Genomic DNA, 14,999 nt, shown 5'->3' with positions numbered 1-14,999 from the left:
GCCCTTGAAAAAGCTAAGGCTAAAGGTGTAAAATTCCTGCTGCCAGTCGATACCTTGATTACCCAAGAATTCAAAGCAGGTGCCGCGACCCAGATATCCAAACCCGGTGAAGGGATTCCTGCCGAATGGGAAGGGGTCGATATCGGGCCTGAAACCGTTAAACTCTACGCGGCGGAAATCGCCCAGTCCAAAACTATCCTTTGGAATGGACCCATGGGTGTGTTTGAAATCGCGGATTTCGCCAAAGGAACATTCGCTATCGCCCAAGCCATCGCCGATAATAAAAACTGCAAATCCATTATTGGCGGCGGGGATTCTGTTAAAGCCGTGAAAAAAGCGAAGCTCAAAGACAAAATGACTTTTGTCTCCACGGGCGGCGGGGCTTCTCTGGAATTCCTCGAAGGAAAAGTCCTCCCCGGTATCAGCTCATTAACTGAAAAATAATCCGAAAATTTCAAGAGAATAAAGATATGTCCAGAAAAAAAATCATCGCTGCAAATTGGAAAATGAATAAAACCAGCACGGAAGCAAAGGCTTTCATGCAGGCTTTCAAAACTGAACTCGGGGCCTTTGATGGTGCTGAAGCGGTCATTGTTCCTTCCTTCGTCTCGATTGCTACTGTGGCCACCGAGATCGCGGGAGCAAAAAATATCCAAGTCGGTGCCCAAAATGTTTACTGGGAAAAATCAGGTGCCTTCACAGCCGAGATATCCACAGACATGCTTAAAGACCTCGGAGTCACCTATGTCGTCATCGGGCATTCGGAACGTCGCCAGTTTTTTGGTGAAACCAATGAAACCGTCAATAAACGCATTAAGGCAGCTTTGGCCGCCGGATTACGCCCGATTTTCTGTATCGGTGAGACATTGACTGAACGTGAGGCGGGTAGACTCGTCGAGGTGATCACCTCCCAAGTCAAAGAAGGCCTAGCTAATATCACGGGCGAAGAAATTACTGAGTTAGTACTGGCTTATGAACCCGTTTGGGCGATCGGAACCGGCAAGGTCGCCACTCCCGAGCAGGCCCAAGAGGTGCATGCCCTGATCCGCAAGACTCTGGCAGAAATGTACGGAGAAAAGCTTGCAGGACAATTACGAATCCAATATGGTGGCAGTGTGAAGGCTGCAAACGCCAAAGAGCTTCTCCATCAAGAAGATATTGATGGGGCTTTGGTGGGTGGTGCCAGTCTCGATCCCCGCGAATTTGCTTTGATTGTCAAAGCTGCGGTTAAATGATATAAAGGAAAATTATGATGAATTTGGCAATGATGGGTTTTTTTAAAGAGTATGCGAATATCTTTATCGGGATATTAATGGTGCTAAATTTCTTTGTCTGCCTGCTTTTGATCGTGACGGTATTGATGCAACGGTCAAAGAATGAAGGTCTCGGAGCGACTTTCGGTGGAGGCACCATGGATACGGCATTTGGTGCGGATACGACCAATGTCCTGAAGAAATTCACACTTTGGCTGACTGTTGCCTTTTTCCTGCTCAGCATTGCATTGAGCTGGTTCTTTGCCCATCGCCCCTCAGGCGGGCTGACAAAGAGCACTTTGGAGAAGGTGGCGGAGCAAGTGGATAAAAATGCAGTTACCCCTGTGAATGTCCCCAGTACAAACGTCCCTGTAGCCACAGTGACAAATGCCCCGGCTGCTACCCCACCAGCACCTACCAAGACCAATCCTTAATTTCACTGATAAACTTGAGTTTCAGACAAACGACATCGGTAAACCTTATCCTAAAGGGCTCCGGTGTCGTTTTTTTATTATTTCTCTTTGGTTTATCTTCCGGATGTTTCCGGCAAAAAGAAAAAGCGGATTTTGTCTTTATTAACGGGGTAGAACCGGAATCCCTTGATCCGGCGATTATTACGGCTCAAGCCGACGGGCGCATAGTGACCTCCCTTTTCGAAGGACTCACCGCCCGGAATGAAAAGGGCGAGATTATTCCTGGGGTAGCTGAGAGCTGGGAGATATCCCCTGACGGGAAGACTTATACATTCCACCTCCGCAAAAATGCAAAGTGGAGTAATGGGGATCCGGTAAAGGCGCCTGATTTTGTTTATTCATGGAAACGAGCGCTCCTACCTGAGACGGCCTCGAAATATTCTTCCCAGCTTTATTTCATCCGGAATGCCGAAGAGTTTAATACCGGTAAAATCAAGGATTTCTCTGCTGTCGGGGTGAAAGCTCCCGATGACTTTACCTTGGTCACAGAGCTCAAGGCCCCCACTCCGTTTTTCTTAGATCTCGTGGCGTTCCCGACCTTGATGCCAGTACATCAGGCCACGATAGAGAAATACGGGGATGACTGGATTAAACCCCGGAAAATGGTTTCAAACGGGCCTTACCAGCTCCAGGACTGGAGGATTAATGACCGGATTCAAATCAAGGCGAGTCCTTATTATTGGGATAAAAACAATGTTAAATTGCAGGTGGTGGATATTCTCCCGACGAGCCAGGCGGGCACAGCCTTTAATCTCTTTTATTCTGGTGAAGCGGACCTGATCCTCGACAGGGGATTGGTTCCGGCCATGCTTTTTGGGGAATTGCGCAAGACACCCTTTTTCCACTCAGGCCCTATTCTTGCGGATTATTTTTACCGGTTTAATGTGACGAGGCCTCCCTATAATGATGTGCGAGTCCGGAAAGCCATTTCCTTGGCCGTGGATAAACAAAGGATAGTGGATAAGATCACCAAAGCGGGAGAACCCATCGCTTACGGGATGGTCCCGCCGGGTACACAGAATTACACCTCGCTTTTAAAAGGTGCCTACGATCCTGACCAGGCGCGCAAGTTGCTCGCGGAAGCAGGGTTCCCCGGCGGCAAGGGGTTCCCACGCCTGCGTTTACTTTATAATAAAACAGAACTCAATGAGCAGGTGGCTACCGAGCTCCAGGAGATGTTCCGTAATGAGCTCGGGATCCATGTTGAGCTCGAGAAACAGGAGTTCAAGGTGTACCTGAGCACAATGTCTTCGCTGGACTACGATATGGCGAGGAGCAGTTGGATCGGGGATTATAATGATGCTAATACATTCCTGAGTATTTTCACGAGTAATGACGGCAATAATAGGACCGGCTGGAAAAATCCGACTTTTGACGCGCTGATCGAGGCAGCTAACCAGGAGCCTGACACCAAAAAGCGGGAAATGCTCTTTCAGCAAGCCGAGAAAATACTCGTCGAAGATGATGCCGTGGTCCTGCCCCTCTATTATAATGTCGCCATCCACTTCTTTGATCCTGAAAAAGTCGGTGGTGTCGTGAATAATCTGGTGGATGAACATCCCATCCGCTTTATGTATAAAAAGAAAAAGTGATGTTTATTTATATCCTCAAAAGATTATTGATGCTGATCCCCATTTTATTCGTGGTGGTCACACTGACTTTTTTCCTGATGAGGATCGCCCCCGGCGGACCTTTTTCGGCTGAACGCAAATTGCCTGAGAGTGTTGAAAAGAAATTACTCGAAAAGTATAAACTCGATGGCACCCTCTGGCAGCAGTATTCATCCTATCTCAAGGACGTGGCACAAGGGGATCTCCGGCTTTCCACAAAGTATATGAACCGTTCGGTCAATGAGATTATTGCCCAGACGCTGCCTGTTTCAGCGACGCTGGGGAGTATCGCCTTTGTTTTAGCAATTTGCTTTGGGACTTTTATCGGTAGCCTTGCCGCATTAAAGCAAAATTCCTGGCAAGACAATGGATTGATGCTCGTTGCCATGCTGGCCATTTCGATCCCCACCTACGTGACGGCTCCTTTATTAATCCTTTTTCTCGCTGTGAATGCCCATATCTTTCCCGTGGCAGGGTGGGGCACCATTCAGCAGTTAATCCTTCCGGCTTTTTGCTTGTCCCTCCCATTTGCCGCTTATGTGGCCCGCCTGATGCGCACGAGTATGCTGGAGACACTTAACCAAGATTTTGTCCGGACGGCGCGTTCAAAGGGGTTGAGCGAGTGGAAGGTCCTCTTTAAACATGCCTTGAAAGTGGCGATTCTTCCCGTGGTTTCTTTTGCCGGCCCTCTGGCCGCGAATATCCTGACGGGTTCACTCGTCGTGGAGGAGATATTTAAAATCCCCGGGATGGGTCCCTTCTTCGTTTTTGGTGTGATTAACCGTGACCTTTTCCTCGTGGGCGGAGTGGTGATTGTTTATTGTATTTTACTCGTGGTGCTGAATCTCGTGGTGGATATCCTTTACACCTTTCTCGACCGGAGGATAAAAATATCATGAGCCAAGCTCCTGTCACATCTTCTGGTCCATGGACTCTGGCTTGGCGACGGCTTAAACGTAACCGTGCGGCGATCATTGGCCTTTTTATCGTGGTATTGATGGCTTTATTGGCTGTTTTTGGTCCGCTCCTGATCAAGCTGACCTACGGATATACGTATGAATCCATCAGCGGCCCGCAATTCACCGCTCCTTGCCTGGCTCATCCATTTGGTACGGATATCCACGGACGCGATTTACTCGTGCGAGTATTGCACGGGGCGAGGGTGTCACTGGCCGTCGGGCTGGTAGGGGCTTTTGTCAGTCTGAGCTTTGGTGTGATTTATGGGATGGTCTCCGGATATTCGGGGGGGAAGGTGGATGAGACCATGATGCGGTTTGTCGATATCCTTTATGCCATGCCCCGGCTTGTTTTTGTCATTGTCCTGATTGCCGCCCTCGATAAATCCGTAGTCCGACTCTTGGACTTTATGCATTTGAGTGACTATTCCGGTTACGGCCGTATTATACTACTCTTTATCGGCCTGGGGATTGTGGAATGGTTGACCATGTCCCGGATCGTGCGCGGGCAGGTGCTTGCGCTCAAGGAGAGGCAATTCGTCATGGCTTCCCGTTCCCTCGGAGCCAGTACTCCCCGGATCATCTTCCGTCACCTCCTGCCAAATCTCGTCGGGGTAGTCATTACGTACATGACATTGACCGTGCCCGTTGTCATCTTGGAGGAATCATTTTTGAGTTTTTTGGGGTTAGGAATCCAAGCCCCCCTTTCGAGCTGGGGATCCTTGATCGCCGATGGTGCCAGCGTGATTAATCCGATCACGAGCTACTGGTGGATCTTGGTTTTTCCGGCAGCTACCATGACCATTACCTTGCTCTCCCTGAATTTCCTCGGCGACGGCCTCCGCGATGTCTTTGATCCAAAGTCCCAGAAATAAGAGGGAGTGGATGACCCTATCCATAGATGTATCAGTGCGACGTAAAAGTGCATTCAATAAAAGAGCAGGGCACTGACCTTGGTGCAAATTGCCCCAAGGATTTCTCAAGAGTGTCTACCGTATCAGGATGTTTTCAACGGATGATTGGGGGACCCAGCCTTTTTGGTTATTGAAAGTCTGGACAAGTATGTAATCGCCGTGGGATTTGATAGGCTTAACGAAGAGTCCATCGGTCAAGACGGTGACAAGTGGAGAGCCGGGAATGGGGGAGAGGGTCATGGATGTCTCTGGTTTAGTCACGATTGCGTACTGGAATTTCCTGAGCACATAGAATCCACTGCCTAGGCATCCTATGCTTCCCAGGAGTAAGACGATGAGCATCATGTTTTTTCTCAGTGCGACCGGGATATTGAGCTTGAGTGCGCGCGCAATTCCATTTCCCGCAGCTAGAACCAACATGATGAATGAAAGGATGAACCATTGGTTAGGGGACAAATAAACGGTGTATTGAAGGAACCAGCGGGCATCCGGACGCGCAATTTGTTCTTGCTGAGTAATAAATTTTAAATTGGCCAGGATATCAGGGTCACGGGGCGAAAGATAACGGGCCCTCTCATAGTTGACGATGGCCTTGCCTATTTTCCCGTCCTTTGCATAAGTATTTGCCAAGTTAAAAAAGATGGCTGGACTGAAGGTTTGACCCGATACCAGTGATTCATATTTCCGGATAGCATCTTCATAACGCCCCCCAAGATAATCGACATTTGCTGCCTGGAAAATCCCTGTATTTTCGGGGGCACTGGAGGCCCGGAGTCCTCCCGGAAAAAGGGAGAGTAAGGCGAAAGTGAGGAAATAAAGGGAATTTCTCATTGATGCCTCCTGATTTCAGTAATGGCCTTATGGATACGATCTTTCCATTCATTCAGCCGTTTAGCATCGAAGGAAGTGCCTGAGTAAGAGACCATATCGGCTGTTTCAAATATCTCGACGAGGACTTGTTTATATTCAGCATCGAGTCCTTCTTGGTGGATGAGATTATCGAGGGTGATCGAGTCGGGATTACATTTTTGTTCTTCACTGATGACTTGCTGGATCGCCCGGCGTGCTGCTTGGAAAAATGACTGGGTATCGGATTTTGCCGCCGCGTGATCCATCTGGCTCAGGTATTCCTTTAAAGCTTTGCCGATGGAGAGTTTGCGGATCAGGTCGGGGTCATTCTCGAGTTTGTGGCGCCTGAGGTAGAGACCGAGGAAAATTCCCCAGACAGCAAGCGGCACACCTTGGGCGATCCAATAATAATTTTCTTGGCTAAGAGGAGTCAGTGAATGGGTGGTAGTACCGATCAAAGGTTTATTCTCGACGAGCTCATCCTGTTTCTTGAGGCGGGCCTCCTTTGTGCCTTTCCCCGGTGTATTCGCACTTTGGTAGCTAGTGCTGGGTGAGGCCCCCGAGGAGGACACGACCAATGGAACTGAGGGGGAGGAGAGAGTGATGTATTTCTTCTGCGTCGGATCAAAGAAACTGAAATTAACCGGGGGTAATTCTTTGACTGAAGGATCTGTGGGGATCACGATTTGCTCAAAGGTCTTCTTCCCCGTGATCTCACTGTCGGAGGAGGCCTCGAATTTTGAACCCGGGGTGTAAGTTTTAAAATGTTTATCAGAACTGATTTTGGGGGCTGAGATTTGGGGGAAATTACCTGTTCCTGAAATAACGGTTTTGAGTGTAACAGGGTCTCCGACCACGAGGGTGGTAGGTGTGGCGGTAGAATCCATCTTGAAGGAACCAATGGCACCGGAGAAGTCCCGGGGTTTGTCTTGTTCGGGTAAGGGGAGGACTTCGATCTTTTGATCATCACTGGCGAGACTAATATCCTGATTTGCGGTCCCACGATTAAAGAAATTGTCAAAAAAGTCACCTTCCATACCTGCCGGGCGTCTGGCCCGAGTGGGTACCCCGATAACCCCTTTGATATTACTGACGACATCGAAGTCCCCTTCTTTGATGGTCCCGATGGATGTTTTCCATTCAAGCACATTGTATTCGACTCCATCAACGATCTCCGTTTTTTGTATGGGCTGGAAATTCAGGTTAGGCAATGTGAATGATCCGCCTCCGAAGGAAGGAGGGGTTAACTCGACAAGTTTCACTTGGGGATTCAGGTAAAATTTCACGATCAGGGGGATGGTTTCCCCGACATAATAACTCCTCTGGGGAAATGATAACTTTAGCATGGCTGCTTTGCTCGTGGAGCCTACCGGTTGTGGAGATTGAGGGGAGCCCGGGATCGAGGAGGGAGATGGTGCGCCCTGCACAGTCGAGGGCAGGGGTGGGTGGGTGGAGTTCTGTACCGTGAGGACAATCGGTTCTGTCGCCCTGGTTTTGGAGTCAATCACCACAGAAATACCGGGAATGGTAAATGTCCCGGCCTTAGAGGGGATGATCTGGTAGATATGGGTAACCCCGGCATCGACCGACATACGGCCATTGATAATTTGGACATTCTGGAAATTTTGTGAACCTACGGGCTGGATAGTTAAACCGTCGATCTTTGGAATAAGCGGCCTTTCTGCCGATGTGGCGCCTTTGATTGTAATCTCGAGCTGGGCAGCCTCACCCAAAGATATGGTCGGGGGGCGGATATTTGCCGTGACCGAGAAATCCTTAGCAAAGACATGTGAGCCCATGAATAAGCAAAAGAGGAATGTTGTATATGTCAGTTGTTTAATCATGGTTACCAATCCTTGTATTGATCCTCGTTATTTTTCGGATTGTCAATAAAGACGGGCATTTTTTTCTCGAAATCTTTCATGGAATCAAGGAGTTGGATCGCCTGTTGTTTACTGAGTTGCCCGGGTTGAGGGGCTCCTTGCATGCCTTCTGTTTCTTCAGGTTTTTTCCCTTGATCCTTTTTATCCCCGGGCTGTCCGCCATCTTGTCCGGGCTTCTCCTCAGGTTTGTCTTTTTTCGGTTGGTCACCTTTGTCCCCCTCATTTTTATCCTTGTCCTTGTCTTGACCGTCTTTTTTCTGGTCTTGGCCATTTTGCCCGGGGTCATCCTTTTTATTTTGATCCTGCTTGTCTTCTTTGTTCTGGCCTTGATCCTGTTTTTGGTCATTTTGCTGACCATCTTTTTTCTGGTCATCCTTCTTCTGGTCTTGTTTATTTTTGTCTTTCTGTTTTTCCTGCTCCTGCTTTTTCTTAAGCTCCTCGATTTTGCGTTTTACGTAGTCATGATTAAACTTCGCATCAGCATCCTTGTCATTGAGGGTGAGAGCCCCTTCGTAAGATTTTAAAGCCTGTTCCCACTGGGCGATTGCCTTCTCAGGACTGTCTTTGGCTAAGGGTTGACCTTTGCGGTAAAAGGTATTGCCTAAGTTATAGAGGGCTTTTTGTTGGAGGGTCAGATCCTCTGATTTGAGGGTTTCATTAAAGTCTTTCTCAGCCGTGTCATATTCACCGGCTTTAAAAGCGGCAGATCCGGCATTAAATTTTAACCGGTAGTCGGAGGCCTTTTTATCTGCTGCTGTAGAATATGACTTTTGGGATTCTTCATATTTTCCTTGCTGGTAGAGCGCTTCAGCTTCCTGAGGGGATGCTCGGAGTCCGGTGGAGGCACTCAGTCCGGCTAAACAGAGGAGAATAATCAGAGATTTATTTTTAATGGGCAAGGGACGTGGGATAGCTCGGCTCTTGCGGTCACTGAGCAAGAATTCAATCATCAAGAGGATAATGGCTACTACAAGTGGGAACTGGAATCTTTCGATAGGAACCCGGGTCATTTTTTCCGCAATATCTTTTTTCTCCACCCCGCCCAGTCCTTTATCATAAATATCCATCAGTGCTTGGCCTTGTTGTCCAAGGGGGGAGTAAAAGCCGCCTGTGGCCTCGGCTATTTGCGCGAGGAGGGTTTCATTGAGTTGGGAGCGGACAGGCTGCCCGGCAGCATCCCGGACCAAACCTGTCGAACCATCCTGAGCTTGGACGGGGATAACGGCCCCGGCAGGTGTCCCGACGCCGACAGTGAAGATTTTGATTCCCTTGCCGGCAGCTTGGCGTGCCATGGCGAGGGCGTCCCCCTCGAGTTGTTCACCGTCAGTAATAATGATGAGTGTCTTTTGATCATTACTTTCGCTCGACATGGAGACGATTCCCTCGCGGATGGCCCCGGCGATATCCGTGCCACCCCGGGGAATGATATTTGTGTCGAGGGCTTCGACGGTTTGGCGAAATGCGTTATAATCGATTGTCAGGGGACATTGCAGGAAAGATCCTCCGGCAAAAGCGATCAGGCCCACACGGTCTCCCTCGAGCTTTTCGAGCATATCGATGATGGCGAGTTTCGAGCGGGTCAACCGGTCGGGGTTAATATCCGGGGTGAGCATACTCTTTGATGTGTCCACGGCAAAAAGGATATCGTGCCCGCGCCTTTTTACTTCCTGCCAGGTATAACCCACATGGGGTCGGGCGAGGGCGATGAAAATAAGGGCGATGACGATCAGGATGAGCCACTGTTTGATATGCCGCCTTTTCCAGGAGACACTCTTGGTGAGCTCATCCAGCAGCTTGACGCTGGCAAAGCGTGAGAGTAATGCAAGACGGTCTTTTTCGAAATATTTCAGGCCAAAATAGGCGGCGACCACAGCCCCGAGCCCGACCCAGAGTAAATAAGTATATTGAAAACTCATGGCAACCTCCTGTACTTTGTGTTGCTCAAAAGCTGTTCAATACAGATTAACGCCAGTCCGGCGGCGGCAAACCAGGCAAAAAGCTCGGTGTAATGTTCGAATTTTTTCATCTTCACTTCAGTTTTTTCAAGCTGATCGATTTGTTGGTAAACCCGTTCCAAGGTGTCCGTATCGGTGGCGCGGAAAAACTTTGCATTTGTGATATCGGCGACCTTTTGGAGGGTGGGCTCATCCACATCGACACGCATCTGGGCGAGGACTTTATTACCAAAGGGATCACGGGCGGGGATAGGGGCGATACCTTGGGTGCCGACACCGACTGTATAAACTTTGATCCCGAGGGCCCGGGCGGCTTCGGCGTCTATTTCAGGTGATACTTTGCCGGCATTATTCACCCCGTCGGTGAGGAGAATGACGATTTTACTTTTGGCTTTCTGGTCTCGGAGCCTGTTGACACTGGCGGCGATGGCCGAGCCAATAGCGGTGCCATCCTCGACCATGCCCGTCCTGAGACGGTCGAGATTTAGGATGAGCCAATCGTGGTCCAGGGTCAGGGGACTCACGAGGTAGGGACGCCCTGCAAATGCTAAGAGGGAGATCCGGTCGCTGGACCGTTCTTCGATGAATTTTTTAATAACGGATTTCACCACATCGACCCGGTTCGCACTATTCCCATTGAGGGTCAGGTCTAAGGCCTCCATGGATCCGGAGATATCCACTGCTAGGACGATATCGATCCCGCTGGCTTCGATCTCGGTGGTGCCGCGCCCGTATTGGGGCCGGGCCAAGGCGATAATAAAAAGCCCGAGTGCCAGGAGTTTCAGGAAAAGCAGCATCCGTCCCGCCATGGATCTTGTCGGGACACCTATCCGGCGGATGAGGGTGGCTGTCGAATAGGTGAGGCTGGCCGATTTACCCGAGCGACCTTTGAGCAAAGCCAAAAAGGGCAAAAGTAGGAGTAACCATAAAAGCTGGGGATACATGAATCTCATGATTTCACCTTTGTATCTTTTGGTTTTGTTTCTTCAATAAAACGTTGTGCCGAGGTGATCATCTCCTCCATCTCAGCGGCACTGAATGACCACTGGGCAAATTTTGCCAGATCACAATAACGGAGGAAGTCGGCGAGAAGGTCATTATAAGCGGAAAGTTCATTACCTTCCTTGGCTAACATATCATTTAGGAACTCCTCTGTCGTGCGGTGCGCGGCGCGTTCATTAAAACGCTTTTCGATATAGGAGCGGATACAGTCCGATACTGAGATGGAGAATTCCTTGGGTTTATTCTCATCGATCAGGATGCGGGCCTGGGCAAGTTGCTCCAGGGCGATTTCCTGGAGTGTCAGGACCCTTTTCTTCTTTGTCTTGGTCATGATCCAATAAAACAGGAGGCTAATGACGAGGGCACTGGCGATGATGACGAGAATCCCACAAATAATGACCCAGAGGGAACGGATATGGATCGGGCCTTGGATGTCACGTATATCATCGGCGGGTTCTTGTCCATTTTGTAAGGTCACGGGCGCGGGGGCATTTGTCGCACCGAGGGCTGAGGGGACAGTGCGCTGCGTCGGGAGGGTGGATGGGGTTTGTGCCGAGGTCAAAGGGCACAAGGCCATCTGGAGACCAAAGGCCGCTGCTAAAATGGATAGGGGGATGAAACGACTCATTTTTTACGTCTATGGATACGGGTTTGGAAAAAGCGGACGACCTCCGGCATATAAGGCCGGCTGGTGCTTAAATCGAGGAAATCAACTCCGCTGGAGTTAAATAATTTGCGTGTGGTTTCGAGGTTTTCTGTCGCAATATCGGAAAATTGGTTCCGGAGTCGTGAATTCGAAGTGTCCACCTCAAATTGCTCACCGGTTTCCGAGTCTTCCAAAGTTAATAACCCGATATTCGGCAGATTCATCTCGCTTGGATCATGGATCATGACCCCGATCAGGTCGTGGCGGCGGGCGGCTAGGCGGACCTCTGTTTTGTAATCATCGGCAAAAAAGTCAGAAAGCAGGAACATGACGGATTTGCGGTTAGTGACTTTATTCGCAAACCGTAAGGCCTCATTAATATTTGTCCCTTGGGAAGTGGGTTTTAAAAAGAGAATCTCACGGATGACACGCAGGACGTGGAGTCGTCCTTTTTTCGGGGGAATGTATTGTTCGATCTTGTCGGTGAAAAGGACAAGGCCGACTTTGTCATTATTCCGGATAGCGCTGAAGGCCAAGACACTGGCCAGCTCCGCAGCCATTTCCCTTTTGCTTTGCTGGTGTGAACCGAAATTTCCGGACGCGCTCAAGTCCACCACCAAGAGGATGGTCAGTTCGCGTTCCTCAGTAAATTTCTTAATAAAGGGACGTCCGGCGCGTGCGGTCACATTCCAATCAATCGTGCGCACCTCGTCTCCGGGGGAATACTCGCGTACCTCGTCAAAATCCATTCCGCGTCCTTTGAAGACCGAATGGTATTGTCCGGTGAGAGAGTCATTGACCAAGTGTTTGGTCCGGATCTCAATCTGACGGACTTTCTTGAGGATTTCTTTGGTGATCTCGGATGTTTTTTCTTTTTTCACGGGTGATGGGGGATGATCTTCCTAGATGGATATTTCGACAATGACCGGGGTGAGTGTCTGTTGTTTTTTTAAAAAGATTAAGACAACGGGGTGATTAAGGAACGGGCAGTGTCTCGAAAATCTTTTGGACAATGTCTTCACTCGTGAGGTTTTCGGCTTCCGCCTCGTAAGTGACCGTGACACGGTGGCGGAGGACATCCATCCCGATGGACTTTACATCCTGAGGGGTGACATAACCGCGGCCTTGCATAAAGGCCCAAGCCTTGGCGGCCAGGGTGAGGGAGATCGTGGCGCGAGGGCTGGCCCCGTACTGGATATAATCAGCCAGCTCGAGTTTATAACTTTTCGGGTCACGGGTACACCAGACTAAGTCGACGATGTAATCACGCACTTTTTCGTCGATATAAATCTGATTGATCACCTCGCGTGAACGCATGATATCCCCGGTGTCGATGACGGGATTAATGCTGGGAAGAGGAGCGGTCGTCGCCGCCAGATCGAGGATTAAACGTTCCTCAGAACGGGTCGGGTACCCGACTTTGATTTTGAGCATGAAACGGTCGACCTGAGCTTCGGGCAGGGGATAGGTGCCTTCTTGCTCGATGGGGTTCTGAGTAGCAAGGACGAGGAAAGGTTCGGGCAGACGATAGGTTGCATCACCCAGGGTGACTTGTCTTTCTTGCATCGCCTCGAGGAGTGCGCTCTGGACTTTGGCAGGAGCACGGTTGATTTCATCGGCGAGGACGAAATTACTGAAGACAGGCCCCATCTTGGTCGTAAAGTTACCATCACGGGGATTATAAATCTGCGTGCCGACAATATCCGCCGGTAACATGTCCGGGGTGAATTGAATCCTCTGGAAACGGGCTGTAACGGCTTGCGCGAGGGTTTTTAATGAAAGTGTCTTGGCTAAGCCGGGGACCCCTTCGAGGAGGACGTGGCCATTGGCAATGAGCCCGACCATCAGGCGGTCTACTAGATATTTCTGACCGATAATGACCCGGCCGATTTCTTGTTGGAGGGGTTGGATCCAAGTGGAGGCACGTTGGACTTCTTCATTTAATGCTTGAATGGTATTTGTACTCATAGGGTGGATGACTTTACATTGTAATTACTTTCACTCAATAAAACAGACGAGGCTTAAAAAAGTTTTGCAAGAAAATCAATGTCAATGAATAATTCATTACTAAACAGGGTAAGATTTCTCTTTCTTAATGCAAATTGCTTCATTTTACCCGTTGACGCTGGGTGAGCATTTGCTAACTTGCGCTCGACATAATTCATCTTAGAAACATCATCAAAAAATTGGAGTAAAATAAATATGGCTAAAGTTGCTATTAATGGATTCGGACGTATTGGACGTCTCGTATTCCGCGCGATCGTTGAACAAGGACTCTTGGGTAAAGAGGTCGAAGTTGTTGCTGTGGGTGATATCGTTCCTGCTGACAATCTTGCTTATCTCCTTAAGTATGACTCCACCCAAGGACGTTTCAAAGGTGAGGTTTCCTCGACGAAATCCTCTCCCGACAAAGAGGAAGATGATGTTTTGATCGTTAATGGACACCGCATCGATGTCGTCAGTGCCCGGACCCCTGCGGAATTGCCATGGGCGAAGTACGGTGTCGATATCGTCATCGAGTCCACTGGACTTTTCACCGATGCTGAAAAAGCAAAAGGCCATTTGGTTGCCGGTGCCAAACGTGTGATCATCTCGGCTCCTGCCAAGGGTGAAGACATCACCGTCGTCATGGGTGTCAATGATGAAAAGATCACTGCCGACCACAAGATCATCTCAAATGCCAGCTGTACGACAAATTGTTTGGCTCCCCTCGTTCATGTCCTCCTGAAAGAAGGAATCGGCATTGATGAAGGTCTCATGACCACTGTCCATAGCTATACAGCGACCCAAAAGACCGTTGACGGTCCTTCTAAGAAGGATTGGAAAGGTGGACGTAGTGCTGCGATTAATATTATCCCATCCACCACAGGGGCTGCAAAGGCTGTCGGTCTGGTTTGCCCAGAAGTCAAAGGCAAACTCACCGGTATGTCCTTCCGCGTTCCTACTCCGACAGTCTCTGTCGTCGATCTGACGGTGAGAACGGTCAAGGAAACCAGCTACAAAGAAATTTGTGCTTTGATGAAAAAAGCCAGCGAAACCTACTTAAAAGGGATTTTGGCTTATACCGAAGACGAAGTCGCCTCCAGCGACTTTATCCACGATAAAAGCTCCAGCATCTTTGACGCCGGTAGCGGTATCGAGCTGAATAGCAAATTCTTTAAGCTCGTCAGCTGGTATGATAACGAATGGGGTTACTCCAATCGTTGCGTCGATCTGCTCCAGAAGTTGATCAAATAGTTTTTCCCGCCACAATCCCCGTTGAATAAAGAAAACCGGGGGTAATGGTAAAAAGTTTCAAGCGCCGCAGAGCAATTTGCGGCGTTTTTTATTGCCTTCCTTCCGTGTGCCGCGACCCGAAACAAATTGCTCTGTGGTGAACTCGCTTTACCTGACCTTGCCCGATCTGGCGTAGGGGGGGGCGAGAGGCCCTACAAAGTTTAAAATCTGTGACAATCTGT

14 protein-coding genes are annotated in these 14,999 nt (G+C 49.3%); 7 read left to right on the top strand and 7 right to left on the bottom strand.

Annotated elements, in window-relative coordinates:
- The 6 genes from pgk to SGI98_06945 form a co-directional block, all read left to right on the top strand.
- A partial coding sequence (gene pgk, locus SGI98_06970) for a phosphoglycerate kinase (GenBank protein MDZ4743146.1) occupies positions 1-444 on the top strand: 444 nt, incomplete at its 5' end.
- Positions 445-470: 26 nt separating this feature from the next.
- Positions 471-1,235 carry a triose-phosphate isomerase gene (gene tpiA, locus SGI98_06965; protein ID MDZ4743145.1) on the top strand — a complete coding sequence of 255 codons (765 nt, stop codon included), beginning with the start codon at positions 471-473 and terminating at the stop codon, positions 1,233-1,235.
- A gap of 14 nt (positions 1,236-1,249) precedes the next feature.
- Positions 1,250-1,687 (top strand): preprotein translocase subunit SecG, encoded by a 438-nt coding sequence (secG, locus tag SGI98_06960; protein MDZ4743144.1) that lies wholly within the window; start codon positions 1,250-1,252, stop codon positions 1,685-1,687.
- A gap of 14 nt (positions 1,688-1,701) precedes the next feature.
- The gene (locus SGI98_06955; GenBank protein ID MDZ4743143.1) at positions 1,702-3,318 is read left to right on the top strand and encodes a peptide ABC transporter substrate-binding protein; all 1,617 of its coding nucleotides are present in this window, start codon (positions 1,702-1,704) and stop codon (positions 3,316-3,318) included.
- Positions 3,318-4,235: an ABC transporter permease subunit gene (locus SGI98_06950; GenBank protein ID MDZ4743142.1), complete on the top strand. Its 918-nt coding sequence runs from the start codon at positions 3,318-3,320 to the stop codon at positions 4,233-4,235. The genes SGI98_06955 and SGI98_06950 overlap by 1 nt, the downstream gene beginning before the upstream one ends.
- On the top strand, positions 4,232-5,167 hold the full coding sequence (locus SGI98_06945; GenBank protein ID MDZ4743141.1) for an ABC transporter permease: 936 nt from the start codon (positions 4,232-4,234) through the stop codon (positions 5,165-5,167). The genes SGI98_06950 and SGI98_06945 overlap by 4 nt, the downstream gene beginning before the upstream one ends.
- 114 nt (positions 5,168-5,281) lie before the next feature.
- On the opposite strand, the gene SGI98_06940 is transcribed toward SGI98_06945, so the two are convergent.
- The 7 genes from SGI98_06940 to SGI98_06910 form a co-directional block, all read right to left on the bottom strand.
- Positions 5,282-6,037 carry a hypothetical protein gene (locus SGI98_06940; GenBank protein ID MDZ4743140.1) on the bottom strand — a complete coding sequence of 252 codons (756 nt, stop codon included), beginning with the start codon at positions 6,035-6,037 and terminating at the stop codon, positions 5,282-5,284.
- Complete coding sequence (locus SGI98_06935; GenBank protein ID MDZ4743139.1) at positions 6,034-7,899, bottom strand: BatD family protein; 1,866 nt, start codon at positions 7,897-7,899, stop codon at positions 6,034-6,036. The genes SGI98_06940 and SGI98_06935 overlap by 4 nt, the downstream gene beginning before the upstream one ends.
- Positions 7,900-7,901: 2 nt before the next feature.
- Positions 7,902-9,854 (bottom strand): VWA domain-containing protein, encoded by a 1,953-nt coding sequence (locus tag SGI98_06930; GenBank protein MDZ4743138.1) that lies wholly within the window; start codon positions 9,852-9,854, stop codon positions 7,902-7,904.
- Positions 9,851-10,846: a VWA domain-containing protein gene (locus tag SGI98_06925; GenBank protein ID MDZ4743137.1), complete on the bottom strand. Its 996-nt coding sequence runs from the start codon at positions 10,844-10,846 to the stop codon at positions 9,851-9,853. The genes SGI98_06930 and SGI98_06925 overlap by 4 nt, the downstream gene beginning before the upstream one ends.
- Positions 10,843-11,523 (bottom strand): DUF4381 family protein, encoded by a 681-nt coding sequence (locus SGI98_06920; GenBank protein ID MDZ4743136.1) that lies wholly within the window; start codon positions 11,521-11,523, stop codon positions 10,843-10,845. The genes SGI98_06925 and SGI98_06920 overlap by 4 nt, the downstream gene beginning before the upstream one ends.
- Positions 11,520-12,422, bottom strand: coding sequence for a DUF58 domain-containing protein (locus SGI98_06915; protein ID MDZ4743135.1), 903 nt, complete (start codon positions 12,420-12,422; stop codon positions 11,520-11,522). The genes SGI98_06920 and SGI98_06915 overlap by 4 nt, the downstream gene beginning before the upstream one ends.
- Positions 12,423-12,516: 94 nt before the next feature.
- Positions 12,517-13,509, bottom strand: a complete 993-nt coding sequence (locus tag SGI98_06910; protein MDZ4743134.1) for a MoxR family ATPase — start codon at positions 13,507-13,509, stop codon at positions 12,517-12,519.
- A 234-nt stretch (positions 13,510-13,743) separates the two neighbouring features.
- Between SGI98_06910 and gap the strand changes: the two genes are divergently transcribed.
- Positions 13,744-14,778, top strand: coding sequence for a type I glyceraldehyde-3-phosphate dehydrogenase (gene gap, locus SGI98_06905; protein MDZ4743133.1), 1,035 nt, complete (start codon positions 13,744-13,746; stop codon positions 14,776-14,778).
- Positions 14,779-14,999 lie beyond the last annotated feature (221 nt).

This window comes from Verrucomicrobiota bacterium (assembly GCA_034440155.1).
Classification (GTDB): Bacteria; Verrucomicrobiota; Verrucomicrobiia; order JAWXBN01; family JAWXBN01; genus JAWXBN01.
This window is presented reverse-complemented; position numbering and strand designations above follow the sequence as displayed.

Coding starts and splice junctions, on each gene's coding strand:
- SGI98_06910 (MDZ4743134.1), bottom strand. CDS start 13,509: ATGAGTACAAATACCATTCAAGCATTAAATGAAGAAGTCCAACGTGCC.
- tpiA (MDZ4743145.1), top strand. CDS start 471: ATGTCCAGAAAAAAAATCATCGCTGCAAATTGGAAAATGAATAAAACC.
- SGI98_06950 (MDZ4743142.1), top strand. CDS start 3,318: ATGTTTATTTATATCCTCAAAAGATTATTGATGCTGATCCCCATTTTA.
- SGI98_06945 (MDZ4743141.1), top strand. CDS start 4,232: ATGAGCCAAGCTCCTGTCACATCTTCTGGTCCATGGACTCTGGCTTGG.
- SGI98_06925 (MDZ4743137.1), bottom strand. CDS start 10,846: ATGAGATTCATGTATCCCCAGCTTTTATGGTTACTCCTACTTTTGCCC.
- SGI98_06935 (MDZ4743139.1), bottom strand. CDS start 7,899: ATGATTAAACAACTGACATATACAACATTCCTCTTTTGCTTATTCATG.
- SGI98_06940 (MDZ4743140.1), bottom strand. CDS start 6,037: ATGAGAAATTCCCTTTATTTCCTCACTTTCGCCTTACTCTCCCTTTTT.
- SGI98_06930 (MDZ4743138.1), bottom strand. CDS start 9,854: ATGAGTTTTCAATATACTTATTTACTCTGGGTCGGGCTCGGGGCTGTG.
- SGI98_06920 (MDZ4743136.1), bottom strand. CDS start 11,523: ATGAGTCGTTTCATCCCCCTATCCATTTTAGCAGCGGCCTTTGGTCTC.
- secG (MDZ4743144.1), top strand. CDS start 1,250: ATGATGAATTTGGCAATGATGGGTTTTTTTAAAGAGTATGCGAATATC.
- gap (MDZ4743133.1), top strand. CDS start 13,744: ATGGCTAAAGTTGCTATTAATGGATTCGGACGTATTGGACGTCTCGTA.